Origin of the sequence: Nocardia sp. NPDC058640, assembly GCF_042716995.1 — a bacterium.
GTDB lineage: Bacteria > Actinomycetota > Actinomycetes > Mycobacteriales > Mycobacteriaceae > Nocardia.
Window position 1 is genome coordinate 205690 of record NZ_JBHXRG010000002.1, and the last position, 26035, is coordinate 231724.

At 64.2% G+C, this 26035-nt stretch carries 19 protein-coding genes; 15 read left to right on the forward strand and 4 right to left on the reverse strand.

Annotation, left to right across the window (positions count from 1 at the left end; translation table 11 throughout):
* The 8 genes from rplO (at position 1) to ACFWU5_RS05810 (ending at position 8500) form a co-directional block, all read left to right on the forward strand.
* Entirely contained in the window at positions 1-444 is a 444-nt protein-coding gene (rplO, locus tag ACFWU5_RS05775; protein ID WP_379266314.1) for a 50S ribosomal protein L15, read from the forward strand.
* Between the two features lie 140 nt (positions 445-584).
* Positions 585-1907, forward strand: a complete 1323-nt coding sequence (gene secY / locus ACFWU5_RS05780) for a preprotein translocase subunit SecY (RefSeq protein WP_379241410.1) — start codon at positions 585-587, stop codon at positions 1905-1907.
* Positions 1904-2449 carry an adenylate kinase gene (locus ACFWU5_RS05785; protein ID WP_379241411.1) on the forward strand — a complete coding sequence of 182 codons (546 nt, stop codon included), beginning with the start codon at positions 1904-1906 and terminating at the stop codon, positions 2447-2449. The genes secY and ACFWU5_RS05785 overlap by 4 nt, the downstream gene beginning before the upstream one ends.
* 26 nt (positions 2450-2475) lie before the next feature.
* Positions 2476-3273, forward strand: a complete 798-nt coding sequence (gene map, locus ACFWU5_RS05790; protein WP_379241412.1) for a type I methionyl aminopeptidase — start codon at positions 2476-2478, stop codon at positions 3271-3273.
* Positions 3274-3341: 68 nt separating this feature from the next.
* Entirely contained in the window at positions 3342-4421 is a 1080-nt protein-coding gene (locus ACFWU5_RS05795) for a BMP family protein (protein ID WP_379241413.1), read from the forward strand.
* 10 nt (positions 4422-4431) lie between these two features.
* A complete protein-coding gene (locus ACFWU5_RS05800) occupies positions 4432-5943 on the forward strand; it encodes an ABC transporter ATP-binding protein (protein ID WP_379241414.1) in 1512 nt (503 codons plus the stop codon).
* Between the two features lie 8 nt (positions 5944-5951).
* The gene (locus ACFWU5_RS05805; RefSeq protein ID WP_379241415.1) at positions 5952-7226 is read left to right on the forward strand and encodes an ABC transporter permease; all 1275 of its coding nucleotides are present in this window, start codon (positions 5952-5954) and stop codon (positions 7224-7226) included.
* A complete protein-coding gene (locus ACFWU5_RS05810; RefSeq protein ID WP_379241416.1) occupies positions 7223-8500 on the forward strand; it encodes an ABC transporter permease in 1278 nt (425 codons plus the stop codon). Before ACFWU5_RS05805 ends, ACFWU5_RS05810 begins: the two co-directional genes overlap by 4 nt.
* Before the next feature lies 1 nt (position 8501).
* On the opposite strand, the gene dtd is transcribed toward ACFWU5_RS05810, so the two are convergent.
* The gene (dtd, locus tag ACFWU5_RS05815) at positions 8502-8945 is read right to left on the reverse strand and encodes a D-aminoacyl-tRNA deacylase (protein WP_379241417.1); all 444 of its coding nucleotides are present in this window, start codon (positions 8943-8945) and stop codon (positions 8502-8504) included.
* A gap of 148 nt (positions 8946-9093) precedes the next feature.
* On the opposite strand from dtd, the gene ACFWU5_RS05820 reads away from it, so the two are divergent.
* The 4 genes from ACFWU5_RS05820 to ACFWU5_RS05835 all read left to right on the forward strand — a co-directional run bounded on the left by ACFWU5_RS05820 (position 9094) and on the right by ACFWU5_RS05835 (position 13391).
* Complete coding sequence (locus ACFWU5_RS05820) at positions 9094-9306, forward strand: hypothetical protein (protein ID WP_379241418.1); 213 nt, start codon at positions 9094-9096, stop codon at positions 9304-9306.
* A gap of 72 nt (positions 9307-9378) precedes the next feature.
* On the forward strand, positions 9379-10566 hold the full coding sequence (locus ACFWU5_RS05825) for a hypothetical protein (protein ID WP_379241419.1): 1188 nt from the start codon (positions 9379-9381) through the stop codon (positions 10564-10566).
* Positions 10563-11867 (forward strand): hypothetical protein, encoded by a 1305-nt coding sequence (locus ACFWU5_RS05830; RefSeq protein WP_379241420.1) that lies wholly within the window; start codon positions 10563-10565, stop codon positions 11865-11867. Before ACFWU5_RS05825 ends, ACFWU5_RS05830 begins: the two co-directional genes overlap by 4 nt.
* Positions 11868-11876: 9 nt before the next feature.
* Positions 11877-13391, forward strand: a complete 1515-nt coding sequence (locus tag ACFWU5_RS05835; protein WP_379241421.1) for a serine/threonine-protein kinase — start codon at positions 11877-11879, stop codon at positions 13389-13391.
* Between the two features lie 21 nt (positions 13392-13412).
* On the opposite strand, the gene ACFWU5_RS05840 is transcribed toward ACFWU5_RS05835, so the two are convergent.
* The 3 genes from ACFWU5_RS05840 to eccA all read right to left on the reverse strand — a co-directional run bounded on the left by ACFWU5_RS05840 (position 13413) and on the right by eccA (position 18932).
* Positions 13413-14912 carry a hypothetical protein gene (locus tag ACFWU5_RS05840; RefSeq protein WP_379241422.1) on the reverse strand — a complete coding sequence of 500 codons (1500 nt, stop codon included), beginning with the start codon at positions 14910-14912 and terminating at the stop codon, positions 13413-13415.
* A 173-nt stretch (positions 14913-15085) separates the two neighbouring features.
* Positions 15086-16822 carry a type VII secretion protein EccE gene (eccE, locus tag ACFWU5_RS05845; protein WP_379241423.1) on the reverse strand — a complete coding sequence of 579 codons (1737 nt, stop codon included), beginning with the start codon at positions 16820-16822 and terminating at the stop codon, positions 15086-15088.
* 274 nt (positions 16823-17096) lie between these two features.
* Positions 17097-18932, reverse strand: coding sequence for a type VII secretion AAA-ATPase EccA (gene eccA, locus ACFWU5_RS05850; RefSeq protein ID WP_379241424.1), 1836 nt, complete (start codon positions 18930-18932; stop codon positions 17097-17099).
* 203 nt (positions 18933-19135) lie between these two features.
* Here eccA and eccD point away from each other — a divergent pair, with 203 nt between their 5' ends.
* The 3 genes from eccD to eccCa are packed head-to-tail and all read left to right on the forward strand — an operon-like array spanning position 19136 to position 26024.
* Positions 19136-20563: a type VII secretion integral membrane protein EccD gene (eccD, locus tag ACFWU5_RS05855; protein WP_379241425.1), complete on the forward strand. Its 1428-nt coding sequence runs from the start codon at positions 19136-19138 to the stop codon at positions 20561-20563.
* A complete protein-coding gene (gene mycP, locus ACFWU5_RS05860) occupies positions 20560-21975 on the forward strand; it encodes a type VII secretion-associated serine protease mycosin (protein ID WP_379241426.1) in 1416 nt (471 codons plus the stop codon). The genes eccD and mycP overlap by 4 nt, the downstream gene beginning before the upstream one ends.
* Positions 21976-21992: 17 nt before the next feature.
* Positions 21993-26024, forward strand: coding sequence for a type VII secretion protein EccCa (gene eccCa, locus ACFWU5_RS05865; protein WP_379241427.1), 4032 nt, complete (start codon positions 21993-21995; stop codon positions 26022-26024).
* The last annotated feature ends 11 nt before the right edge of the window (positions 26025-26035 follow it).

Here is a 26035-nt window from a genome sequence, read left to right on the forward strand (position 1 = left end):
ATGACCATCAAATTGCACCACCTGCGTCCTGCTCCGGGCTCCAACACCGCCAAGACTCGCGTCGGCCGTGGTGAAGGTTCCAAGGGTAAGACCGCCGGTCGCGGTACCAAGGGCACCAAGGCACGCAAGAACGTCCCCGCGGCGTTCGAGGGTGGCCAGATGCCGCTGCACATGCGTCTGCCGAAGCTTCGCGGCTTCACCAACCGCTTCCGGGTCGAGTACCAGGTTGTCAACGTTGGCCGCATCGCCGAACTGTTCCCGCAGGGCGGCACCATCGGTAAGGCCGAGCTCGTCGCGGCGGGCGCCGTTCGCAAGAACGAGCTCATCAAGGTTCTCGGCGACGGCGAGATCGGTGTCGCCATCCAGGTGACCGCCGACAAGGTGACCGGAGCCGCCAAGGCGAAGATCACCGCAGCCGGTGGCACTGCCACCGAACTGGCCTGACGGTACTGTAGTTATCAGTCGCACCGGACGAGCCTGTGAGCTCGTCCGGTGCCACTGTTAGAGTCACACAACGTATTGTCTGCCAAGACTCGTCATGTGCTTCCCGCATGGCATGACCATGTCGTTCGCCAGGAGGATTTGTGCTTTCCGCCTTCGTATCGGCCTTCCGGACTCCGGACTTACGGCGGAAGATTCTCTTCACGCTGGGGTTGATCGCGCTGTACCGGTTGGGTGCCGCGCTGCCGTCCCCCGGTGTTGATTACCGTGCGGTCCAGGACTGCGTGAAGATGGTGTCCGGCGGTGAATCCGCCGGTATCTACCAGCTCATCAACCTTTTCTCCGGTGGCGCGCTGTTGCAGCTGTCGGTGTTCGCGATCGGCATCATGCCGTACATCACCGCGAGCATCATCATCCAGCTGCTGACCGTCGTCATCCCGCGGTTCGAGGAACTCCGCAAGGAGGGCCAAGCCGGCCAGACCAAGATGACGCAGTACACCAGGTACCTGTCCGTCGCTTTGGCGGTGTTGCAGGCCACCGGTCTGGTCGCACTCGCCGCGCGCGGTCAGCTCCTACAGGGCTGCCAAGAGGACATTCTCGCCGACACCAGCGTCTTCGGCATGATCATCATCGTTTTGGTGATGACCGCCGGTGCCTGCCTGGTCATGTGGTTCGGCGAGCAGATCACCGAGCGCGGTGTCGGTAACGGCATGTCGCTGCTCATCTTCGCCGGTATCGCCGCGCGTATCCCGATCGACGGCAAGAACATCCTCGACACCCGCGGCGGCCTGGTCTTCGGCCTCGTGTGTGCCGCGGTGTTGGCCATCATCGTGGCCGTGATCTTCGTCGAGCAGGGTCAGCGCCGGATCCCGGTGCAGTACGCCAAGCGCGTGGTCGGCCGCAAGATGTACGGCGGTTCGTCGACGTACCTGCCGCTGAAGGTCAACCAGGCCGGTGTCATCCCGGTGATCTTCGCGTCCTCGCTGCTGTACCTGCCCAACCTGGTCGCCCAGCTCACCGGGTCGAGCACGGCGACGGAGCCGAGCTGGTGGCAGGAGATCATCCAGAAATACCTGGTGAATCCGTCCAACCCGGTCTACATCGCGATCTACTTCGGGTTGATCGTGTTCTTCACCTACTTCTACGTCGCGATCACCTTCAACCCGGAGGAACGCGCGGACGAGATGAAGAAGTTCGGCGGCTTCATCCCGGGCTACCGGCCCGGTAAGCCGACCGCGGACTACCTCAACTACGTCCTGAGCCGCATCACCCTGCCTGGCTCGATTTACCTCGGTCTGGTCGCCGTGCTCCCGAACCTGTTCCTCGACATGGGCAATTCGGGTGCGGTGGCGAACCTTCCGTTCGGCGGTACCGCGGTGCTCATCATGGTCAGCGTGGGTCTCGACACGGTCAAGCAGATCGAGAGCCAGCTGATGAATCGAAATTACGAAGGGTTCCTCAAGTGAGAGTTGTTCTGCTCGGTCCGCCGGGTGCCGGCAAAGGTACTCAGGCCGTCCTGCTGTCAGAGAAGCTGGGCGTTCCGCACATCTCCACCGGAGACCTCTTCCGCGCGAACATCAGCCAGCAGACCGCCCTCGGTCGCGAGGCGCAGAAGTACATGGACGCGGGCGACCTGGTCCCCAGCGACGTCACCAACCGCATGGTCGAAGCCCGCGTGGGCGAGCCCGATGCCGCGAACGGTTTCGTGCTCGACGGTTACCCGCGCACGGTCGACCAGGCCGACGCGCTGAAGAAGATCCTCGAGCACTTCGGCGCCGAACTCGACGCCGTGCTGTGCTTCGTGGTGCCCGAGGACACCGTGGTCGAGCGGATGCTCGCCCGTGGGCGCGCCGACGACACCGAGGACGTCATCCGCAACCGGCTGCGGGTCTACCGTGAGGAGACCGAGCCGCTGCTCGAGTACTACGACGGTCTGGTCGTGACCGTCGACGGTATCGGCGAGGTCGACGAAGTCAACGCCCGCGCGCTCAAAGCGCTCGGCAAGTAATTCTGGGATCGGAGTACTGAGGCCGCATGGTCTTCAACCGGAAGAAGAAGGTCGTGCCGTTCCGTTCGGCGGGCGAGCTCGATGCCATGCAGGCAGCGGGCGCGATCGTCGGCGCGACGCTGGTGGCCGTTCGCGCGGCCGCCAAGCCCGGCGTTTCGACGCTGGAACTGGACGCGGTCGCCGAGGCGACGATCCGGGACGCGGGCGCTGTCCCGTCGTTCAAGGGTTACCACGGCTTCCCCGGTTCGATCTGCTCCTCGGTCAACGATCGGGTGGTGCACGGGATCCCCTCGGCTTCGGAGATTCTCACCGAGGGTGATCTCGTGTCCATCGATTGCGGTGCCATCCTCGACGGTTGGCACGGCGACTCGGCCTGGACGTTCGGCGTGGGCAACATCATCGAGGCCGATCGGCTGCTCAGCGAGGCCACCAAGCTGTCGATGGAAGCCGGGATCGCGGCCATGCTGCCCGACAACCGGCTCACCGACGTCTCGCACGCCATCGAGTTGGGCACCCGCGCGGCCGAGCAGTTGCACGGTCGCAAGTACGGCATCGTCGACGGTTACGGTGGCCACGCCATCGGCCGCGAGATGCATATGGATCCGTTCCTGCCCAACGAAGGTGCGCCCGGCAAGGGCCCGCGCCTGGTGGTCGGGTCGGTGCTGGCGATCGAGCCGATGCTCACGCTGGGCACCGTCGACACCAAGACCCTCGAGGACGACTGGACCGTGGTGACCACCGACGGTTCGCGCGCGGCCCACTGGGAGCACAGCGTCGCGGTGACCGAGGACGGCCCGCGCATTCTCACGCTGCGCCCGGAATAGTTCGACTTTCTCGCGAGGTGGGCCTGCCAATCCGGGGTGTTGTCGGTGGTGTCCTGTATCTCTGAGTAATGAGATCTCGCATCGCGTTGATCGTCTGCGCTGCCACGGCGCTGCTGGCCGCCTGTGCCGAGCCGCCGTCGGACGCGCGCTATACCGGATCGGGTAACACCTACGGCACGGCCAACGCCGGTTTCGAGACCTGCATGGTCACCGATGCCGGCGGTGTCGACGACAAGTCGTTCAACGAATCCGGCTGGAACGGGGTCAAGGCCGCGATCGACGCCAATCCTGGCGTCTACGGTTCCTACCGTCAGTCCAACAGTTCTGCCGACTACGAACCCAACCTGCGGGCTTCAGCTGATGACGATTGCGATCTGGTGATCGGCGTCGGTGGGTTGATGGCGGAGTCGGTGGCGCAGGTGGCCAGCGAGTATCCCGATCAGCGGTTCGCGATCGTTGACTCACATGTCGACATGGGCAATGTGTACTCGATGGAGTTCAACGCGGCTCAATCCTCTTATCTCGCAGGGTATTTGGCGGCAGGCATGTCCAAGGCCGGCCGGGTGGCGACCTGGGGTGGCATGCAGATTCCCGCCGTGACGATCTTCATGGACGGGTTCGCGGCCGGGGTGGCCGGATACAACAAGGTGCACGGGACTGATGTCGCGGTGCTGGGCTGGGATGTCGCGGGTCAGAACGGGTCGTTCACCGGCAACTTCGACGATACGAGCGCGGGTCGCTCGCTTACCGAGAACTTCATCGCGCAGGGTGCCGATGTGATCCATCCGGTGGCGGGGCCGGTCGGGATGGGTGGGGCGTCGGCGGTGCAGGACGCGTCGGGGGTGAGCATGATCTGGGTGGATTCCGATGGGTACGAGGCGGTTCCGGAGTACAAGGACATTATGTTGTCCTCTTCGATGAAGGACATCTCCGCCGCTGTTCGGGTGGCCATCGACAATGCCTTCGCGGGGGGCGTCAAAGACGGTCGGTATGTGGGCACGTTGAGCAATAACGGGGTCGGACTCGCGCCGTTCCACGACTTCGACGCGAAGGTGCCCGAGTCGCTGAAACAGGAGCTAACCGATATTCGCCGCGACATCGTCGACGGCAAGATCGTGATCAATTCCCCTGCCGCGCCGAAGCTTTGAGGAGACTGCTATGCGACTCGAAGTTGTCGGGCTGACCAAGGCGTTCGGAACTTTTCTCGCCGACGACAATGTCGACCTGGTCGTGGAACCGGGGCAGGTGCACGCGATTCTCGGCGAGAACGGTGCCGGTAAATCGACGTTGATGAACATGCTCTACGGCATTCTCGAACCGACCAGCGGGCAGATCCTGATCGACGGTGTGCCGGTGCGATTGCGGTCGCCCAGTGACGCCATCGCGGCGGGAATCGGGATGGTGCACCAGCACTTCAAGCTGGTCGGGCCGTTCAGTGTCGCCGACAATGTGCAGTTGGGGCGCGAGCATGTGAGGCGTGGGAGTCTGGATCGGGCGACCGCGCGGCAGTCCGTGCGCGAGGTGTCCGAACGGTACGGGTTGGCGCTGGATCCGGATGCGATCTGTGCGGATCTGCCGGTGGGTGTGCAGCAGCGGGTGGAGATCGTGAAGGCGCTGTCGGGCAAGACCGACCTGCTGATTCTCGACGAACCCACTGCGGTGCTCACCCCGCCCGAGGTCGCCGAGTTGCTCGAGATCATCCGCAATCTCACCAGTGCGGGGATGTCGGTGATCTTCATCAGTCACAAGCTCAAAGAGGTCAAGGCGATCGCGGACACGATCACGGTGTTGCGGCGCGGCAAGGTGGTGGCGCAGGCGTCGCCGTCCGATTCCGAGGCGGAGCTGGCGGCGGCGATGGTCGGCCGGTCGGTGGTGCTGACTGTGGACCGGCCGCCCGCGCAGCCGGGGGAGGTGGCGCTGGACGTCAAGGATTTGACGGTGCTCGGTGAGCGCGGGACGGCGATGCTGGATGGGCTGAATCTGCAGGTGCGGTCGGGTGAGATCGTCGGGTTGGCCGGGGTCGAGGGGAACGGGCAGACCGAGCTGGCCAGGGCGGTGCTGGGAACCGTTGCACCCGACAGTGGTTCGGTGGAGATGGGCGGGGTGCCGGTGACCGGGTGGGATCCGTATCGGCGGATCGTCGCCGGGCTGGGGTACATCCCGGAGGATCGGGGACTCGACGGGCTGGCGGGCGATTTCACCGTCGCCGAGAATCTCGTGCTCAACCAGTATCGCGACAAGCCGCTGTCGAACAGGGGAGTGGTCGACAGCGCGGCGGTGCGAACACTGGCCGAGAAGGCCATCGCCGATTTCGATATTCGGACAAGGGGGCCGGGGGAGGTGGTGTCGGCGCTGTCGGGCGGTAATCAGCAGAAAGTGGTGATCGCACGCGAATTCTCCAGGCCCCGTTCGGTTCTGGTGGCCGCGCAGCCCACCCGTGGCGTGGATGTCGGCGCCATCGAGTTCATTCACCGTCGTCTGGTCGCCGAACGTGATTCCGGGACCGCGGTCTTGCTCATCTCCGCGGAGCTGGACGAGATCCTGGCCCTGTCCGACCGCATCGCGGTGATCCACAACGGGCAGATCGTCGGCGAGGTCGACCCGGATACGCCGCGCGAGATCATCGGCCAGCTCATGGCAGGCCACCGTCCCACAGACCCCGCGAGCTGAGGACATCCATGCCGAGTACGACGATCGAGCCGGACATCGACTCTTCCGGCGAACGCAAACCCAAACGGGACATCGGCCGCACCTTCCTCGGGTACGTGACCGAGGCCAACAGTGTGATGGTGACGGTCTATTCGTTGCTGCTGGCCTTCGCGATCGGCGCGCTGCTGATCATCTTCTCCGACGCGTCGGTGCGTGGGGCCTGGGGTTACTTCTTCCGCAAGCCGTCGGACGCGCTGAGTTTCTCGTGGCAGGCGGTGAGCACCGGGTATCGCGACATGTTCGAAGGCGCGATCATCGACATCGGCCGACTGCAACAGTATTTCGACGGTGAGGCCACGCTGGCGCAGGTGTTGCGGCCGATCTCGGAGACGCTCACCTATGCCACGCCGTTGATCTTCACCGGTCTTGCGGTCGGGTTGGCGTTTCAGGCCGGGTTGTTCAATATCGGTGGGCACGGGCAGTTCATTCTCGGGATGCTCGGCGGGGTGATCGTAGGGTTCTCCCTCGACCTGCCGCCGCTGTTGCACGTGCCGTTGGCCTTGCTCGCCGGTGCGTTGGCCGGTGGTCTGCTCGGCGCGGTTCCGGGTTACCTGAAGGCGAAAACCGGTGCGCACGAAGTTATTTCGTCGATCATGCTCAACAACATCGCCACGTTCTTCTTGATCTGGGCGTTGGGGACCACGTTCATTCACTCCACGACCTCGCAGGAATTGGTTTCCAAGCAGGTGGACGTGTCGGGTCGGTTGCCTCGGCTGCTGGGCTGGGCGGGGTCGGGGTTGCGGGTCAGCGTCGGGTTGCTGATCGCGTTGGCGCTGGCGGCGGGAATCTGGTGGTTGCTGCGCAAATCGACATTCGGGTACCGGTTGCGGGCAGTCGGTGCGAACAACAACGCGGCCGAAACCGCCGGCATCGACATCGGGCGGACCTTCGTCACCACGATGGGGGTGTCCGGCGCGCTGGCCGGGTTGGGTGGGGCGGCGCTGGTGATGGGGCTGAATCCGTACACGGTGAATCCGGGCACGGTCGCGGAGTTCGGGTTCGACGGGATCACCGTCGCGCTGCTCGGGCGGGCATCGCCGGGTGGGGTTGTCGCGGCGGCGTTGCTGTTCGGTGCGTTGAAGTCGGGCACCTTGCACATGCAGCCCGCCATTCCGGTCGAGATGTCCACGCTGTTGCAGGCGGTGATCGTGCTGTTCGTGGCCGCGCCCGCCCTGGTGAAAACCCTGCTGCACCTGCGCACACCGCGCGGTGGGCTCAACGCTTTGGAAGCGAGGGGCTGGTGAGTACTTCGACGCCGGTCGTCGTGCCCGAGGATGTGCGCCACAGTGCGGCCGGGGCTGTGCTCGCGGTGCTCGGGTCGGGGTTGGTGATTTTCGGGCTGCTGTTCATCGGGGACCGCACGACTACGTTTCGGCTGGATCAGACGTCTGCCAGCAGCTGGACTCTGCCTACGCTGGCGATCGTTGTGACTCTCGGGGTGCTCACGGCGTTGATCGGGGGTGTGCTGCTGGCTCGGGCATTGTCGTCGCGGGTGCACGCGGTGCTGGTGGGGGTCGCGGTGGTGGCGTTGGTGATCGCGGCGCTGTCGTGGGTGGTGACGCCCGGGGTGGGGTTCCCGGTGGAGTTCGTGTTGGCGTCGACGCTGTTCCTGGCGTTGCCGTTCATCTTCGGTGCGTTGTCCGGGGTGGTGTGTGAGCGTTCGGGCGTGATCAACCTGGGCATCGAAGGGCAGTTCCTGGCGGGTGCTTTCACTGCTGTGCTGTTCTCGTCGATCACCGACAATCCCTATGTCGGCATCCTGGCCGCGGTGATCAGCGGGATGGTGTCGACGTTGCTGCTCGCGTGGTTGGCCACTCGGTTCGCGGTGAACCAGCTGGTCACCGGCGTGATCCTGAACCTGCTCGCGCTCGGACTCACCGGGTTCCTGTTCGAACGGCTCATGCGCATGGACCATTCGCTGAATCGGCCCAGCACGGTGCCGCGCATCGGCGAATTCCTGCACGACATCGGACTCGGCTTCCTGACCGACATCCCCCTGCTCGGCCCGATCCTGTTCGACCAGATCCTGTTCGTCTACGTGGCGCTGGCCTGCGTGTTCGGCCTGTCCTACCTGCTGTTCCACACCCGCTGGGGCCTGCGCACCCGCGCCATCGGCGAACACCCCGCCGCCGCCGACGCCGCGGGCATCGACGTGAACCGCCTGCGCTTCTGGAACGTCACCTTCGCAGGCTCCCTGTCCGGCTTCGGCGGCGCCTTCTTCACCATCGCCAACAACGTCGCCTTCAGCAAGAACATGACCGCGGCGCTTGGCTTCGTCGCCCTCGCGGTCATGATCGTGGGCCGCTGGAAGCCGGTGGGCGCACTGTTGGCCGCACTGCTGTTCGGCTTCTCCAGCGCACTGGAACGCTTCCTCAACACGATGCCCGGCAACCCGATCCCCACCGAGTTCTTGGGGATGCTGCCGTATGTGGTGACGTTGGTGGTGGTGGCGGGGTTCATCGGGAAGGCGATCGCACCTGCCGCCGACGGGATTCCATACCGTCCGGGGGACAAGTAGGTCAGCCTTCGAGCAGGACTGTGACCGGGCCGTCGTTGGTGAGGTCTATGTGCATGTGGGCACCGAAGGTGCCGGTGGCTACCGTGGCGCCGAGTTCGCGCAGGGTTTCGGCGAAGGTGTTGACCAGGGGTTCGGCGATGGTGCCGGGGGCGGCGGCGTTCCAGGCGGGGCGGCGGCCCTTGTTGGTGTTGGCGTAGAGGGTGAACTGGCTGACCACCAGGATGGGGGCGTTCAGGTCGGCGGCGGAGCGTTCGCCGTCGAGGATGCGCAGGCGGAAAGTCTTGTCGGCCAGGGTTTTCGCGGTGGCTTCGGTGTCGGTGTGGGTGGCGCCGACGAGGGCGAGCAGGCCGTGGGGTGCGCCGGTCGCGACGGGATCGATGCGGCCGACGACCTGATCGTCGACGGTCACCTGGGCGGTGGTCACACGCTGCAGCAGTACTCGCACAGTCACCGATCATGCCGGGCGCGGGAGGCCCACGAAATCCGGGGCCGCCCATTCCGGTTCAGGCGGTGTGAGGGATTCAGAATGAGGATTGTAATCCCTTGTGGTGCACGAATTTACGGCACGTACGCGGTGGGATAGTTTGACACTCATGACCGAAGATCAACAGCAGCAACGCAAGAATCTGTTCCTGATGGGTCTCGCCGCACTGGGGGGTGTCGGCCTGTTCATCCTGATGTTCACGGTGTTCGGCATGGAGCCGAGCAGCGTGACCGGCGCCATCACCACGGGCCTGCTGGTCGCCGCGGCCGGTTGCTTCGGCAGCGCGGCCCGGATCAAGCGGGACGCCCGCCGCAACTCCTGACATGACGAAGGGCGCTGCGACCTGGTGGGAAGCAGCGGGTTCCAAGATTCGGACGCATGGGAAACAGCGGGGATGCGCGGTACTGCAAGATTTTTGGGGCTTTTCGCCGCGGCGATGCTGGTAGCGGTCGGCTGTTCGTCCGAGCCCTCGGGGGATGCCGCGGCGCCTGAACCGGTTGTCGATCTCGCGAAACTGGACGTCGGTCCGTATCCGAGGGTCGCACGGGAGATCACTACGACGCCGTCGTGGGCGTTGGCTCGGTATCTGGAGGGTATGCGGCTGAGTTCGGTGTTGCCGTTGCCGGTGGAGATCGATCCGCAGTTCGTGGTGCCGCAACCCGGCAGCCGGGCGTTTCCGAGGCCGGGGGAGAACCTGGCCAAGACCTTCCGTGACACGTTCGACGAAGACACGAAAGGCCTGGTGGCAGGCTTTTTTACCGGGGCCAGGTCGCACGAGGACCCGAGTATCTCGCAGGAACTGTCCGTCCACGCGATGCTGTTCGAATCGGTCGGTGCGGCGCAGTCGGCCGCCGTCGCGCTCCATCGCCGGGGCCACGGGCCCGATGTCGTGGCGGAGCCGATCAAGTCCACACGCCATCCCGACGCACTCATGCTGTGGCGCGATGACGAGCAGCGTGTCACGGGGTGGATGGCAACGGGTCGATTCGTCGTCAAGGTCACCTCGCGCAGTGAAGAGAATGTGGAACTGAAGATCTCGGATCAGGCCGCCGTGCTCCCGATCGCCGATAAGGCACTGACAGTCACCGCGGAGCGCCTTGCCGCTCATACGCCGACACCCGTGGACCGGTTGCAGTCGATACCCGTCGACCCGGACAAGATGCTCGCGCGCACCCTGCCCATCGGGCGCGAAACCGGTGCCGATCCGGTGTTTCCCGTTGTCCGCGACGGGCATGGGGCGCTACACGGCGCCCTCGACTTCGCCAACACCCGTCGTGGGTACGAGCAGGCCGGGGTCGATCGTGTGTCCGAGGACAAGAGCACGGTGTATCGCACCAGGGACGCGGCCGGCGCACGGCAACTGCTGGTCGAGTCGGGCCACGACAAGTTCTTGCGAACTGTCCAGACTCCCGCCGGATTGGCCGCAGCGACTTGCTACGAGAGTCTCAGACCGAAGACGGTCTCCCGCTACTACTGCACGGTGAGTCATGACCGCTATGCCGCGGTGGTGTCATCGAACCAGATCGCTGATGCGCAGCAGGCGATCTCGGCCCAGTACGCGATCTTGGTGAGCACGCGATGAGAGTCACGCGAAGGCGAACTGCTGGATACGGATTGGGGCTGTTGCTCGCTGTTGCGCTCGCGGTCTCGGCCACCGGCGCGACGGTGCAAGGGCAGGCGGCTGCTGGCGAAATCGATGTCAGGAAACTCGACGTGGGGAAATACCCCGTCCTCCCGCTGGACTTCCGGGAAGACAAGTATTACCACTCGCTGAAGAAGGGGCAGTCGCTGGCTATCGCGCGGCTGGCGGGCAGCGTGGCGTTGGGTACCGATATCGATGCGGGGTTGCGGTACGGCGTGTCCAGAGGTTCGATCGGTTCAAGAGCCGTTGACTCGTCCTCAGCTGGTCTCGGTGGAGTGCTCGCCGATGCCACGCAGGCTGTCGCCGACAAACACGGGATGATGTTCGGGTTCTCGGCGAGAAGCCGGTCCACACCGCAGCGGGAAAATACCTACGCGAGTTCAGCATTGGAAGCAGAACCCGACAGCGGTGACACCACCGCGGTGGGGGTCACTGTGTTGCAGTTCCCCGATCAGCCCCGCGCCCAGGCGGCGGCTGTCGAACTCGAGCAGGCCGACTTCGGCCTTGCGCCAGACCTCAACGCGGCGGTCGCATTGGGCAAATACCCTGCCGCCCAGGGGCATTGGCGTCCTGGCGTGCGATCGATGGTGGCGACGATGGCTCGCGGACAGTATGTTGTGCATGTTTACGCCGTCACGCCACGGCCCGATCTGGCGGCGCTACGGTCGTTGACCGAGCGCACCCTCGACGTTCAACTACCCCTGCTGGACGCGTTGCCTCCGCTGTCGGCACGGGAAATGCTGCGCCAGGACCTGGATCCTGACGGTGTGATCCGTCGAATTCTGGACACGCGAGGCACCTTCACGGGGCCAACGTTCAGCGGGTCGGGCAACATCACCGCAGTGCTGGTTCCGCGGACGTTCCTGCAGATCACCGAAGACCGACAGGAATGGCGGCGCGTGATCGACCTGGGCGGCATCGACCGGATCGGCATGATCAATGACGGTGCACTGTTGCTTCGAGCGCGTGACCGGCCCGCCGCAGTGCAGGTATGGGAAGCACGCAAGGACCTGCCGACGACCACGCCATTGGCCGGTCCGCCTGGCCTGCCGGATACGCACTGTTTCAACAACGCGCAGGAGGACTCGCCCGCGGAACCGTATGTGTCGATGCAGACGAAGTACCTGTGCGTCCTGCATTACGACCGCTACGTCGCCGTGGTCATGAGCAATCAGATCTCCGACGTGCATCAACGGGCCTCGGCCCAATACGCGATGCTGGCCAACAGCGCCTATCTATAAGGGGTTTCGATGACTCTGCGACCAGGCGCCGTGATCGGCGGATATCGGATCGAGCGGGTGCTCGGCACGGGTGGGATGGGTTCGGTCTACCTTGCCGCGCACCCGAGCCTGCCTCGGCACAACGCACTCAAGGTGCTCAACCCGGAGCTGACCCGAGACGTCGAATTCCGGGCGCGGTTTCAGCGCGAGGCCGACCTCGCGTCCAGCCTCGACCACCCCAATATCGTCGCCGTCAACGACCGGGGTGAAGCAGGCGGTTATCTCTGGATCGCGATGCAGTACATCGACGGCACCGACGTCGCGGCAGAACTGGTCAGGGATCCGCGGTCGATGACACCGCCGCGGGCGCTGCGGATCATCAGCGAGGTCGGCAAAGCCCTCGACCACGCGCACCGTCGTGGACTTCTGCACCGCGATGTCAAGCCGGCCAACTTCATGCTCTCGTCCTCCGCACACGACGACGAGCGTGTGCTGCTCACCGATTTCGGGGTGGCGAAGTCGCTGGCCGATACCAGTGAGATCACTGCGGCGGGTGCGATCCTGGCGACGATCGCGTACGCGGCACCAGAGCAGTTGCTCGGCGGTCAACTCGACCATCGCACGGACATCTATGGTCTGGGCTGTGCCCTGTACAAGCTGTTGACCGGGGCGAACCCGTTTCCGGCGATGCAGCCGGCTGCCGTCATGGCCGGGCATCTCTACGAGGCGCCACCCCGGCCGAGCGCTGTCAATCCACGGTTGCCTCAGGCCATCGACGACGTGATCGCCATCGCGATGGCCAAGGACCCCGCTGGTCGGTTCAACAGCTGTCGCGAATTGAGCGAGGCGGCAGATCAGGCTCTGACGGGCGGTGTGCGGCCCACTCCCGTGCCGTCGGCCGGGCGTCCTGCTCGTGTGCAGCGCATCCGACTACCCCGTGTACGTGTGCTGCTGGCCGCGGCGGTTGTCGGTGCGTTGGCTGTCGGCGCAGGTGTGCTGGTGCTTCGGCCCAGCGGCGGCGAACCGGCCTCGGCGGCTGCGAGCACCATGTCTTCCGCGGCCACGGGTCCGATGACCGCAGCACAGGTTCGAGCCGACAATCCGCAGTTCGCGGGCAAGACGATCGGCATCGTCGATGTCAGCGCACGCGAGTCGGTGAGCGGCGGTTCGGGCCAGGAGTTGTCGCATGCGATGTACCTGACGGGAACGCCGCAGTCGGCGCTGCTCGAGTCGATCGGCTTCGCGTACTACAGCGGATTCGTCCGCGTCGGGGACGAGGTGTCACCACGGGTTCTCGATACTATGGCGAAGTACCACGCGCTCGGCAACAACTATGCGGCCGACTACCTGCTGGTGATCCGCAGTGACCCGGACTCGGGAGCGGGGTCACTGCTCGGACTCGATTACAAGATCACCACTGTGCCCGCGAAGGTCATCGTCGTCGACGACCCGAAAGCCGTTGTCGCGCTGCGAAATTACGTGGCTGGTTCGGATCAGGTGGCGCTGGAGTCGCTGGTGCCCATCCTGCGTCGACACATCACCTGACAGCAGCCTGCCGGGCGTGGATCAGTTCTTGCCGAAGAACAGGATGTTGGTGCCGTAGTCGGTGAGGGGGGCGGTTTCGGCGGCTTGGCGGATGCCTGCGCCGGGGAGTTCGGTGACTTTCGCGAACATTTCGGCGTTGCCGAAGGCTGCTCGGACCTGGGTTTCGGAGGCATAGTCGGCGCCGTAGTCGGCCAGGGTCGCGAAATCGAGTGGGGCCAGGGGGGTTTCGAGGGGGGCCTGGCCTGCGGGGCGGCCTAGGGCGGCGTATTGGGTGGCGACGCCGTTGTCGTAGAGGCACAGTTCGTAGGAGATGTTTTCGATGGTGGCTACTGTGAGGACCGGCCACTTCGCTGAAAGGGCGACGGCGAGTGGGTGTTTGCCCAGGGCGCCGATTTCCCAGTTGAGGCTTTTCACCGAAATCCAGCTGCCCGAGGACTTTTCGACGAGTACGACGTCTGCGCCGAGTTCGGTGTCGAGGTTGGTTTTGGGTTCTTTGACGCCCCAGTGCTTGTCGTGCACGCCGGCGAAACGGCCCGCGTCGACCGGCTCGGCGCCGTCGGCCGCGTAGGCGGCGGCGATGGCGGTGCGGACCTGATCGAGTGCGTCCGGTGCTGAGCAGCGGACCGCGATCGCGCCGTAGGTCGCCGAGATTTCCACCGGGCGCGACGGGGGCTCCGGCATCGCCCCTGCGGCAAGGGGCTTCAGGCCGACAAGGGCAAGGCGCCAGTTGATCTCGTCGATGGTGGCCAGGTCGCCGCCCGACTGGTACAGGATCTGCTGTTGGGTCAGTCGGCCCGCGCGCTCGAGGGTCGGGCCGCCCAACTTCACCAACGCCTGGGTGGTCTTGATCGTCAGGTCGAGTTCCTCGACGCGGGTTTCCCGCAACTTCGCGGTACTGGCGGTCGTGGTCACTTCCGCGTACAGCGTGCGGTAACTCGCGATGGCCTGCTTGCGCGAACGGCCGACCATCAGCGTGCGCAGCAACGTGCTCAGGCTGGCCAGGTACTTGCCGGGCTGCTCGTGATCGCGCGCGTACATCGCCGCGCGGATCCGCACCGCGGACTCGGTCGCCGCGACCGCCGCGTCGTGATCCAGACGCATCAGCCAGACACCGCACTTGGACAACCCGTCGGCGCACATCGCCGACACATCCGGGTAGTCCTGCGCGACCTGGCGATACGCCGAACAGGCGCTGCGAATGGTGTTGGTCGCCAACTGTCGATGCCCGACCAGCCGGGTGGCCTGCTCGAACAACTTCAACGCGTCCTGCAGCGCACCGGCGTATTCGTAGGAGACATACCCCTCGACCAGCCAGTGCAGCCGGATCGCCACGGCTTCCTGCGCGGGCTCCAAAGCCTCGGCGGTGCGGTCGCGGCCCGACGGATCGTCGCGGGTGGCGAGCAGGCCCTGGGCGAACTCGGTGAGCGAACCGGCCAGGCGCAGGTAGTCGTCGGGGGTCTGGCTGCGGGTGGCAGCCCGGTCTGCGGCGACGCGCCGTTCGAGGCCGCTCAGGTCGGTCATGAGCAGTTCCATCGCGACGTCAATTCGGCCCCATCATCGTTCGTGCGCCGGCCTTCTGCGGCCGTTGTGCAATCGGTCAAGTCTGTCACAGATCGGTGACGACCGTCGGTCCGTTCCGGATGCCACTCACACTTGCTGGTGCCATGCTCATAACGGAAGGTTGGTGCGCGGCATCATCGACGCAGCGGTACTGCTCCGATCAGTTGCTGTTCGGCGGGAGTAGTGACTTGTCGCACCGTCGTCCGCGTCGCGGGCGTGTACACGGTCACCGACTGTAGGTCATTCGGGTGTTGCACAATCGTCACGTCAGCATCGAATTGATGGTCGTGGGAGATCCTGTCGCGCACCGTGATCACCGTCGCGGAGCCAGGAGGAGTGGTCGTGGGGACACCATCGAACACGATCATGATGGCGGCTGGGTGGGGTGTATTCGCCGACATGGTCTGGTGGCGAGCACTGTTGGTGATCGATGATGCCAATGAAATGGCGTGCGGCGCTGACACATTGGCGATCATGCGTTGCCAAGCTGCCGGGCGCGAGGTGTACACGACTGCGCCTGCGCCGAGCGCGATGGCGCGAAGAATTGTCTGCTGGGCCAGCGGCAGACTGGCGATAATTTCGATACGCCGCGAGCCTGAGCCGATGAGCGGTACAGCTACTCCACTACCGGAGGCGCTGGCACCGATGAGTTGGCCGCACCCCGCAGTGGGGACAGCGACATCGGACAGTGCCGTCGCTGGTCCGCGGTAACCCGCCTCGTAGATGTTGTTGGGGTCGAACGCCAAAGTATCCATGAGCGCCCACATTTGGCGGCGTGGCAGCTTCCGCAGTCCTTCCACCGGCGGGACGTCCCACTCGCCGATGGTGTCGTATCGCACGCGGGCGTCGACCTCGATATTGTCGCGTTCGGCGCCGGTACGGGCATAGGTCTCGCTGACTGGGCGTAGTCGGACCGTCACCGTCGTTGCCAGGCTGTGGACCGCCCAGAGCTTGGCGAGGCCGTCGGAATTGAATAAGTCGTTACCGATTTTATAGGTGGTGAGGTGCACCTTGCCATGCGAGAGCGAGTTCGCGGATTCCTCGAACTCCTCGGCCGGTACCCCGCGGGTCACCTCGCGGAGCGCAGCGGTCATCTCGGAACTGGTGAGGACTGAGGCTGTAATTCCCTGGGCGGCTAGGCGGTTGGTTACCCGTCGGGTAGCGGTGATGGCCGAGCGAAGTACTCCTTCGGGGCCACCACCGCGGTTCTGGACAGCCTTGGCGTTGGCCAGCGGATTCAGCCGTACCAATATCCACACCGTCCGGTGTGCGATGGCAGGTAGTGGGCCGAGGATCTCGTCGTACATATGTCCGAGATGCGCCACACTGGCGGCGTAACCGGATGCCACCGCGTCGGTGCCCGCTGTTCGAGTGCCGGTGCTGATGACATCCACCGAATCCAGTTCGACATCGTATTGTCGTAGGCAGTTAGCGATGTCGATGAGTGGCAGCATCTGGTCGGTGCTCAGCGAGCCACGCCGGAGCAGTGTCAGCGTGTCCGGCGGCGGGTCGATGCGCAGCATGGTGGTGATCAGGGTGCCGTCCCAGCGCACTCCGTAGCTGCCGCCTTCGGGCAGTGGAAGATCGACGATGGCCTCATCATCAACCTGGGGACGGTGGCGGAACTGACGCCACCGGTAGGCCACCCAGCGACCCACGCGCAGGCCCATCGGGGTGCCGCCGATGGGGGTCAGGCCGATGACAGCAGGCACTGCGCCCGCACTCACCGCCGCCCACCAGGGCGCGCCGAAGGCGATCACGACTAGGGAAGTCGCCACGGCAAGTAGGGCGACGGGGATAACCAGTCGCAGCGGCAGGTTCCGCAATAGCCACAGTTCATTCGAGCGGAGTTCGGCGGGTTCCGTGCTCACCCGGCGATGTCTTGGCCGGTCGCCGAGGGGTTCTGGCCGCGCCGGGTCTGAAGCGGGTCGCGATGGCACCGGCTGGTGACGCCCGCCCGGTGGGCGGCCAGACTCCCGGGGTGGGGGGGTACCTGTGCCTGGCCGACGCGCGGGAGCGCTTCGTTCGACGACATCGGCCGGATTGTTCAAAGAGCTGTTCACTGCATTCCCCCGAAATAGACCGTGCGCTGCCGAATTCTGTCCTCGACCACGTCTAGCGATGTACCCAACTCGTCGCGCTCGATCAGGACGTCGCGGATGACAAACCGAGCGAGCTGAGGATCGTCTCCAGCGCCGCCTTCATGTCAGCTGCCTCGATCCGCATCAGCACCGACTCGTCGACTGCACTGAGATCAATGGAGTCATCGTTGGCGAGCCGGAATTCGCGTTCCTCCTCAGCAGCTTCGATCAAGTTGCGGATGAAGCGGCCGTTACCGGCGAGGTCAACGCCACGACGTGGTTGGCCGCTCTGGTCGGTGCTCTCCATGTCGTAAAGCCGCTGGCAGACCTGGATGAGTTGCTGGAGCGCGCCTTCGGACAACTCTGAATCTCGTTTGTCACCGATGACCTTGCCGATTTGGCCAAGTTCCTCAGCGCTATAAGACGGGAACTGGAGACGCTTGGCGAAGCGGGAGGACAGGCCGTCGTTGGCGGCCAGGAAGCGGTCGATCTCCCCGTCGTATCCGGCGATGATGACCACCAGGCGGTCGCGGTCATTCTCCATCCGGGCTAGGAGCGTGTCCACCGCTTCCCGGCCGAAGGCGTCCCCGCCGGACAGCCCGACCTGGATCAGCGTGTAGGCCTCGTCGATGAACAGCACTCCATCCATCGCGGTATCAATGAGCGCCTCGGACTTGATAGCCGTGGAGCCGAGGGCCTGACCGACGAAGTCTACGCGTTTGGCCTCGACGACCTTGTCGGTCTTGAGGATGCCCAGACCGCAGTAGATCTTGGCGACCACGCGAGCAATGGTGGTCTTGCCGGTGCCCGGCGGCCCGGTGAAGGCCAAATGCTGACCGCGAGCCGAACTGGAAAGCCCCTTCTCCGCACGGATTTTGGCTAGCTGAGCACTGGACTGCAGCTTTGCTACTTGATTCTTGACCGACGCCAGGCCGATCTGCTTGTCGAGTTCGGCGCGCGCGTCGGCCAGAATCTGTTTGGCGCGATCCTCGTGTTCGGCCTGCTCCTTCGCCAACACCGCAGAGGCGGAAGGGATCGCCCACTTGTCTGTGCGAGCTTCGATGGCTTCGCGGTTGGTGACGGTGATCCGAAAAGTACGGTCCCGCATGGCAATTGCGTTTGCCTCGAAGTCGGGCACCTGCGAGTACACCTTCTCGAACAGCGCCTGCGCCTGGTCGGGTTTGCCAGCCTCACGCAGGCAGAGGCCGCGGCAGAACATCGCGGCGGTGCGGGCGGCCGGGATCGGGCCAGCCTCGGCCTTCTCCATCCGCTGAATCGCCTCGCCGAACAGGCCCAGTTGCGCGCAGGCGGTGCCGACCATCACATGGGCGCCGGCCGCCATGTAAGGATCGTCCCATTCTGCGGACGCCGCCAGGATGGTCATGACATCGGACCAACGCTGCGTGTTGTAGTGCATCACCGCGCGCACGTAGGCGGTGGCGCGATTGTCGATCTCGAACTCCGGATCGACGGTGCGAGCCTTGCGGTGCGATTCGAGTTCGTCGAGCACCCGTTCGGCTTCGTCGTACTCCTTGGTCGAGATGAGTTGGGCGGCGTAGGCCAGCCAGATCTCGGTGAAATTCGCCAGGGGATAGTCGATGTAGAGACCGGGTTGAAAACGTCCGGCCAGCGTACGCGGCGGTAGACCAAGACGACGCTGTTCGCGGTACAGCGTCGTTGTGCTGGTCTTGTGCAGATTGTGTAGGACGTCCTCGGTGATCTCGCCCGCGACAGCGCGTCCGAGCCACGCGTCGCACATACCGGGATCCCATTCGGTGGCACGCTGGAAGGCTAGTTTTGCGTACTCCAGATCGCGAGTCGACTCCTGTCCGTCGATGCTCAAGCCGAGCGATAGCATGCCGGCGTCGAACGCGCGTTGCGCCTGGCGAGTGTCGATCATGTGGTCAGACCCCGAATTCGTTGAACGAGAGAAGCTTTCATCGTTACCCCCACCAAGCTAGTGCTATCGCACTGACGCCGACTGTCGGATACATTATGTTTGATCGCCCCCTGTGGGCAACTGTAGGACGAAGTAGGAGTTGTTCAGGAGTGACAGCACAGTCGACTGGTGGCGTTCGCGCCGCTGAGCCCGAATTGTGCCGCGTGTCCGTCATCGGGGGGAACACCCAGCTCGACGTCGGCCTACCGGCCAATGTACCGATTGCCGCGTTCATCGGCGACCTGGTGAAGCTAATCGAATCACGTGATCCCGCTACGGCAGGGGAGGAGGACGGGGGGGAGCCGTTCAAGGTCGCGCACTGGACGTTGGCCAGGTTGGGCCGTGACATGATCCCAGCCGCTCAGACGCTCAACGATGCCGAGATCTACGACGGTGAATTGCTGGTGTTGCGCTTGGTCTCCGACAAGGAGTCACCAGCGCTGTTCGACGATGTCATCGACGCCGTATCACGGCTCACCGCTGAGGATTTCCGCAGTTGGTCGGCGACCTCGGCGCGCTGGACCGGACTGATGGTCGGCGTGGTCGCGACGGTCTTCGCGCTGCTACTGGCCGGGATCGCGCGCGGGCACGGTGACGCCTTTATCGCGCCCGCGCTGCTCCTCGGCGGCGCAGGGGCGGCACTGGTAGCCGCCGTAATCGCGGTGCGGAAATACGCGGACGAGTTGACCGCGACAGTTCTCATGGTGTGCCTGCTCTTGCTCACTTTCGCGGGTGCGGGGCTGCTTGTTCCTGGCGAAATCGGTCCTCCGCACGCGTTGTTGGGTGGTTCGGCCGCGTTGCTTGTCGCGATCGTGGGGTACCGACTGGTCGGCGCGGGAGCGGCGGTTGTTTCCGCCGTCGTCACCCTGTTGATCTTCGCGGGATCCGCAGCGGCTGTGCGTTTGATCTGGGACACCGACTTGCCGAAACTCGGTGCTGGCGTGCTGGTTGTCGCGTTGGTCCTGCTCACCGCGGTGCCGCGGCTCGCTGCGTTACTCGCACGCCTGCCCGTCCCTCCAGTGCCTACCGCCGGCGCCGCTATCGACCCGGCCGATCATGAACCGCGGCCGACTATCGAAGGTATCGGCGCGATCGGCGCCACGGTGTTGCCCTCGGCGCATGGGCTCGGACAGCGCGCGCGTGCCGCTAACCACTTCCAGACCGGGATAGTTTTCGGCGCGACCGTCGGCGCGGTTGTCGGAGTCCTCGCCGCTGCTGACCTGTCCGGCTCTGTTCGCTGGCAGGGCATCGCGTTGGCTGTCGTCGTTTCCATCATTCTGTGTCTGCGCGGCCGCTCGTTCGCCGATCTTGCGCAGGCTACCGTCTTGATTGTCGGCGGTTGCGTCACCTTCATGGCGTTGCTGGTACTCGTCGCTCTGGGCGATGATGACCTGCTGCTGCTCTCGGCCGGTCTGCTGCTCGCCTTCGTGGTTGGAGCCGTCGGATTCGGCGTGATCGGGCCACATATCGAGGTGACGCCAGTGACTCGTCGGCGCAACGAACTCTTCGAATACGGCCTGATCGTATCGATTTTGCCGTTGGTGCTGTGGGTTTTGGGGGTCTACTCGATGGCACGGAACTTCAGTCTATGAGCTGGCTGTTCGGAGCCGGGGCGCGAACGTTCTGTGCGGTGACTGTGCTCGGGGCCGCGTTGCTGGGTCCAATCGGATCCGCTGCGGCGCGGCCTGTGCAGAGTGTCAATCCGCCGGTTATCGACCTCGGTGCCTTGGGGGAAGCGCAAGCCATCAGCGGAAATCCGGCCCCCCTGCAGGAGACCGAGATGCACGCCCTCTGCCAAGAACCAACGCTGAAGGGGGACGTGCGCAACGCGCCCTTCGCGCAGAAGGTGCTCGATCTATCGGCTGCCTGGCAGTTCAGTCGTGGCGAGGGCCAGAAGGTTGCGGTCATCGATACCGGGGTCAACCGGCATCCGCGACTGTCCGCGTTGCAGAGTGGCGGCGACTATGTGTCCAACACCGATGGCACAGAAGACTGTGATGGGCACGGCACCATGGTGGCGGGAATCATCGCCGCCCAGCAGAGTAACGACGACGCATTTCATGGCGTCGCGCCGGCGGCCGAGATTCTCAGCATCCGTCAGCTCAGCCTGGCGTATCGGGCTAAAGATAATCGGAGTGGTGCGCAGGAGGGCGCGATCGACTCATCTGGTTACGGCAATCTGCTCACCCTCGCGGGCGCGGTCGTGCGCGCGGTTGACATGGGTGCCACGGTGATCAACATCTCCGAAATCGCCTGCGTCGCTGCGGGAACTGAGACCTCCGACCGGCAACTGGGTGCGGCAGTGCGCTATGCCTATGACCACAACGTGGTCGTGGTCGTCGCTGCTGGCAATGTCGGCGGCGGATGCGAGGATCAAAACGACGGCGTCGGATGGGCCAAAGTGAAAACCGTGGCTACACCGGCGTGGTTCAGTCCTTACGTACTGTCGGTGGCCTCGGTGGACCCTAACGGGGACCCCTCCGAACACAGCTTGAACGGCCCATGGGTTAGCGTCGCGGCCATCGGGCGCGATATTGTCTCGCTCGACAGCAAGACCGGCAAGTCTGGGTTGGTCGACGCGGTCATGGGCAAGAACGGCTGGCAACCCATCGAGGGAACCAGCTTCGCAGCGCCCTATGTGGCGGGGCTCGCCGCGCTGGTGCGGTCCCGATTCCCGGCCTTGACCGCACAGGAAGTCATGGACCGAATCACTCGCACCGCGCATTCGCCTGGTCAGGGACGCGATGATCGCGTCGGGGCTGGTCTCATCGACCCGCTCGCCGCCCTCACCGCGCAACTGCCGGAACAGCCGATCAGCGAAGGTGCCGATCAGTCTCGCGCCTTCCCCGAACCTCATTCCTCCAAGGGCCCCGACTCACTGCCGAGGGCAGTCGCCACCGTCGGATCCATCACTTGTCTCGCCGCGCTTGTCATCGGACTCGCTATTTCGATTCCGTTCCGCCGCGCCAACCGCAATGACGAGTTGCCCGATTTCGATTCGTAACGACCGGAGAAAAACCTATGGTTACCGAAGGTTTCGTGCGCCGAACCCGCATTGCGCCGCCGCGCGCACCGGGTGGCGAAACGGCGCTCAACGCACCGCCGGAGATCCCGAGGGCGGTGCCGGCTCCGCTACTGAGCAAACTCATGCCGGTGGTGATGATCGTTGCCCTGATCGGGATGCTCTTCATTTTCGCCAGGATGGGCCGTTCCATGCTGTCGAACCCCATGATGTTGATGTTTCCCATGATGATGGTCATGTCCATGGCTGGCATGATGATGGGGCAGCGTGGTGGTAGCGGCAAGAGTGCTGCCGAACTCAACGAGGAACGCAAAGACTACTTCCGGTATTTGGACCAGACTCGGCGCGAGGTACGTCGCACAGGCGCCAAACAGTTGGAAGCCTTGGTGTGGAGCCATCCAGCACCGGATGAACTGCCGTCGATCATCGGTAGTCTGCGGATGTGGGAGCGGCGGCCCAACGATCCAGATTTCGGGCACGTCCGGGTCGGTATCGGCACCCACCGATTGGCTACAAAACTCGCGCGCCCAGAAACTGGGCCGGTCGAAGATCTAGAGCCCGTCTCCACCGTAGCGTTGCGCCGTTTTGTGCGATCCCACTCAGTGGTACACCATCTGCCGACCGCGATCTCATTGCGCGCGTTTCCGGCCATCAATATCGAGGGTTCAGCGGAATCCACCCACATGTTGGTGCGTGGCATGCTCATGGAACTCTGCGCATTCCACGGGCCCGACCACGTGGCAGTCGCCATCATTTGTGCCGATCCCGACTCGGAGGAGTGGTCGTGGGCGAAATGGCTGCCGCACCTGCAACATCGCACAGAGGTCGATGGGATGGGCATGGCCCGCATGATGTACGGGTCACTCGGTGAATTGGAAACGACGCTCGCGGACGACCTGCTAGAGCGCGGGCGATTCATGCGCAACGCACCGCCGACGAAGGACCGTCTACATCTGGTAGTCGTTATCGACGACGGGTACGTCAATGGCTCCGAACGCCTCGTCAGCGAATCCGGACTCGATTCTGTCACCGTAATCGACCTGGCTGCCTCAGCGAGCGGTCTCGGCGCCCGACGTGGTCTGCAATTGGTCGCGTCCGAGGGCGAAGTTCTCGCCAAAAGCGCCAATGGTGCCGAGAAATTCGCCACTGCCGATCAGGTATCCATCGCGGAGGCAGCGGCGTTCGCCCGCGGTCTGGGACGCTACCGACTGGCCACCGCAGCACAGATTGTCAGTTTGGGTGACAGTTCCTCCACGACGGCGGATCCGGGTCTCATGGCGCTGCTGAAGATTCCCGATGCCGCGCAGATCGAAGCGTCGAGGGTATGGCGACCGCGGGTCAAACGTGAACGACTGCGAGTGCCAATCGGTGTCACACCTGATGGATCGCCCGTTGATATCGATATCAAGGAGTCGGCCGAACACGGTATGGGCCCACACGGCCTGTGTATCGGCGCGACCGGTTCAGGCAAGTCGGAATTCTTGCGCACCCTGGTGCTTTCGATGGTAACCACGCACTCGCCTGACCAGTTGAACTTGGTGCTGGTGGACTTCAAAGGCGGCGCGACCTTCCTCGGTTTGGATCCACTTCCACACGTCTCCGCCGTCATTACGAACCTCGAGGAAGAACTATCGCTGGTCGACCGTATGCGAGACGCCTTGGCCGGCGAGCTCAACCGCCGCCAGGAACTCCTGCGTGAAGCTGGCAATTTCGTCAATGTGACCGCGTATGAGGAGGCCCGCGCCGCAGGTGTAGCGCTCGACCCGCTGCCCGCGCTGTTCATCGTGGTCGACGAGTTCTCCGAACTTCTCGCACAGAAGCCGGACTTCGCGGACCTGTTCGTCATGATCGGTCGACTTGGCCGCTCGCTGGCTGTGCATTTGCTCCTCGCTTCCCAGCGATTGGAGGAGAACAAGCTGCGAGGTCTCGACACTCACCTGTCCTACCGGATCGGTCTACGCACCTTCTCCGCCAACGAATCACGCGCTGTGCTGGGCATTACCGATGCTTATCACCTGCCTGGTGTGCCGGGTGCGGGATATTTGAAGAGCGATGCGTCCGATCCGCTCCGGTTCAACGCGTCCTACGTGTCGGGGCCCTATGTCGCGCCGCGTGCCACGCGGCAGGCAGACGGCAGGGCAGTCATCGAAACGCCGCCACGGCTGTTCACCGCCGCGCCCGTGGAGGTACTGACGGCACCGGAACCCGAGGTACGAGCAGATCCGCTCGATCTGTTGCCCCCGCCTCCGCCTGTCGGTGAGGAAGGGGTCCCCGACAGTCTGCTCCAGGTGGTGGTTAAGCGGCTTACCGGTCACGGCCGACCCGCTCACGAGGTCTGGCTACCGCCACTGGTCGAGTCGCCTACGGTAGACATGTTGCTACCCGATCCGGCATGGCAGTCGCCGGTCAATCGGCATGGACAACTGTGGATGCCGATCGGCATCATCGATAAGCCGTATGAGCAACGACGCGATGTGATGACGATCGATCTCTCTGGCGCACAGGGCCATGTGGCTGTCGTCGGTGGCCCGCAGTCCGGTAAATCCACCACGTTGCGCACCATCATTATGTCGGCTGCGGCTACCCACACACCCGAGCAGGTGCAGTTCTACTGCCTCGATTTCGGTGGCGGTAGCATGGCCGGTCTCAATGGCTTGCCGCATGTCGGCTCGATCGCCAGAGGTACCGACGTAGACCGCGTGCGGCGTACTGTCGCCGAACTCAGCACTCTGCTGCGCCAGCGGGAAGAACAGTTCGCGCAACTCGGTATCGAGTCCATGGCTGACTATCGTCGGCGTAAGGTCGCCGCGCAGGCACAGGGGCGAACCGACGATCCGATTCTGGCCGATCAGTTCGGCGATGCGTTCCTGGTCATCGACAACTGGATGGTTATCCGCGATGACTATGACGACCTCGTCGCACCGATCGCGGTGATTGCTCAGCAGGGGCTCTCTCGCGGTATCCACCTCATCCTGGGCGCAAACGCGTGGCGGGAGATACGCGCGAACATCAAGGACCAGATCGGAACCCGGATCGAACTGCGCCTCGGCGATCCGGGCGATTCCGAGTTGGGCCGACGGGTCGCGGTCAATGTGCCGGTGAACCGGCCGGGGCGCGGTCTGACCCCCGATCAGCTGCACATGCTCATCGCCCTTCCTCGGATGGACTCGGATACCAACCCGGAGAACCTCTCGGAGGGTGTTGCTACCTCTCGCGAGCAGATGGCCGCCCTCTACGGCGAACGGCGCGCACCCGGTGTGCGTATGCTGCCGGAAAGTCTGCCGCGTGAACAAGTACTGCGAGAGGCCAGTGCGCGGGGCATCGTGCAGGGCCCGACCAGGGTCGTTGTCGGTATCAACGAAGCCGATTTGCAGCCAGTTGTCCTAGATTTCGGCGCCGAACCGCACTTTATGGCCTTCTCCGACGTGGAATGTGGCAAGACCACTCTGCTCCGCACTATCATTCGCGGAATTACCGACAACTCGACCTCGGAAACTGCCCGTGTCATTCTCATCGACTATCGTCGCACTCTGCTCGGCACCATAGAAGGCGACCAGCTTGCGGGATATTCGACATCGTCGCAAACGTGCGGTCCGATGCTCAAGGAAGTAGCCGAATTCCTCGCGAAGCGGATCCCTGGGTCCGATATCACCCCTCGGCAGCTGCGCGAACGTAACTGGTGGAGCGGACCTGAAATCTATATCGTCGTCGACGATTACGACATGGTCACCACGGGCGGATTCACTGACCCGCTGGCTCCGCTGCTCGAATTATTGCCACAAGCCCGCGACATCGGTCTGCACCTTGTCATCACTCGTCAGATGGGCGGTGTCTCCCGGGCCCTTTACGCCGGATTGCTCGGGTCGCTGAAGAATCTCTCTGTGTCCACACTGGTCATGAGTGGTTCCAAAGATGAGGGCAAACTTGTCGGCGATGTCCGGCCGATGACCTTGCCTCCGGGGCGTGGCGTGCTGTGGTCGCGTGCTGGACAAAAGATGGTTCAGATCATCGATCTGCCACCGGAGGATTGAGGCATGATTTC

Excerpts from the sequence above, each read along its gene's own strand:
- rplO (WP_379266314.1), top strand. The coding sequence starts at position 1 with ATGACCATCAAATTGCACCACCTGCGTCCTGCTCCGGGCTCCAACACC.
- map (WP_379241412.1), top strand. The coding sequence starts at position 2,476 with ATGGTCTTCAACCGGAAGAAGAAGGTCGTGCCGTTCCGTTCGGCGGGC.
- ACFWU5_RS05795 (WP_379241413.1), top strand. The coding sequence starts at position 3,342 with ATGAGATCTCGCATCGCGTTGATCGTCTGCGCTGCCACGGCGCTGCTG.
- ACFWU5_RS05800 (WP_379241414.1), top strand. The coding sequence starts at position 4,432 with ATGCGACTCGAAGTTGTCGGGCTGACCAAGGCGTTCGGAACTTTTCTC.
- ACFWU5_RS05805 (WP_379241415.1), top strand. The coding sequence starts at position 5,952 with ATGCCGAGTACGACGATCGAGCCGGACATCGACTCTTCCGGCGAACGC.
- ACFWU5_RS05820 (WP_379241418.1), top strand. The coding sequence starts at position 9,094 with ATGACCGAAGATCAACAGCAGCAACGCAAGAATCTGTTCCTGATGGGT.
- ACFWU5_RS05825 (WP_379241419.1), top strand. The coding sequence starts at position 9,379 with ATGCGCGGTACTGCAAGATTTTTGGGGCTTTTCGCCGCGGCGATGCTG.
- ACFWU5_RS05830 (WP_379241420.1), top strand. The coding sequence starts at position 10,563 with ATGAGAGTCACGCGAAGGCGAACTGCTGGATACGGATTGGGGCTGTTG.
- ACFWU5_RS05835 (WP_379241421.1), top strand. The coding sequence starts at position 11,877 with ATGACTCTGCGACCAGGCGCCGTGATCGGCGGATATCGGATCGAGCGG.
- ACFWU5_RS05840 (WP_379241422.1), bottom strand. The coding sequence starts at position 14,912 with ATGACCGACCTGAGCGGCCTCGAACGGCGCGTCGCCGCAGACCGGGCT.
- eccA (WP_379241424.1), bottom strand. The coding sequence starts at position 18,932 with ATGATCGACACTCGCCAGGCGCAACGCGCGTTCGACGCCGGCATGCTA.
- mycP (WP_379241426.1), top strand. The coding sequence starts at position 20,560 with ATGAGCTGGCTGTTCGGAGCCGGGGCGCGAACGTTCTGTGCGGTGACT.
- eccCa (WP_379241427.1), top strand. The coding sequence starts at position 21,993 with ATGGTTACCGAAGGTTTCGTGCGCCGAACCCGCATTGCGCCGCCGCGC.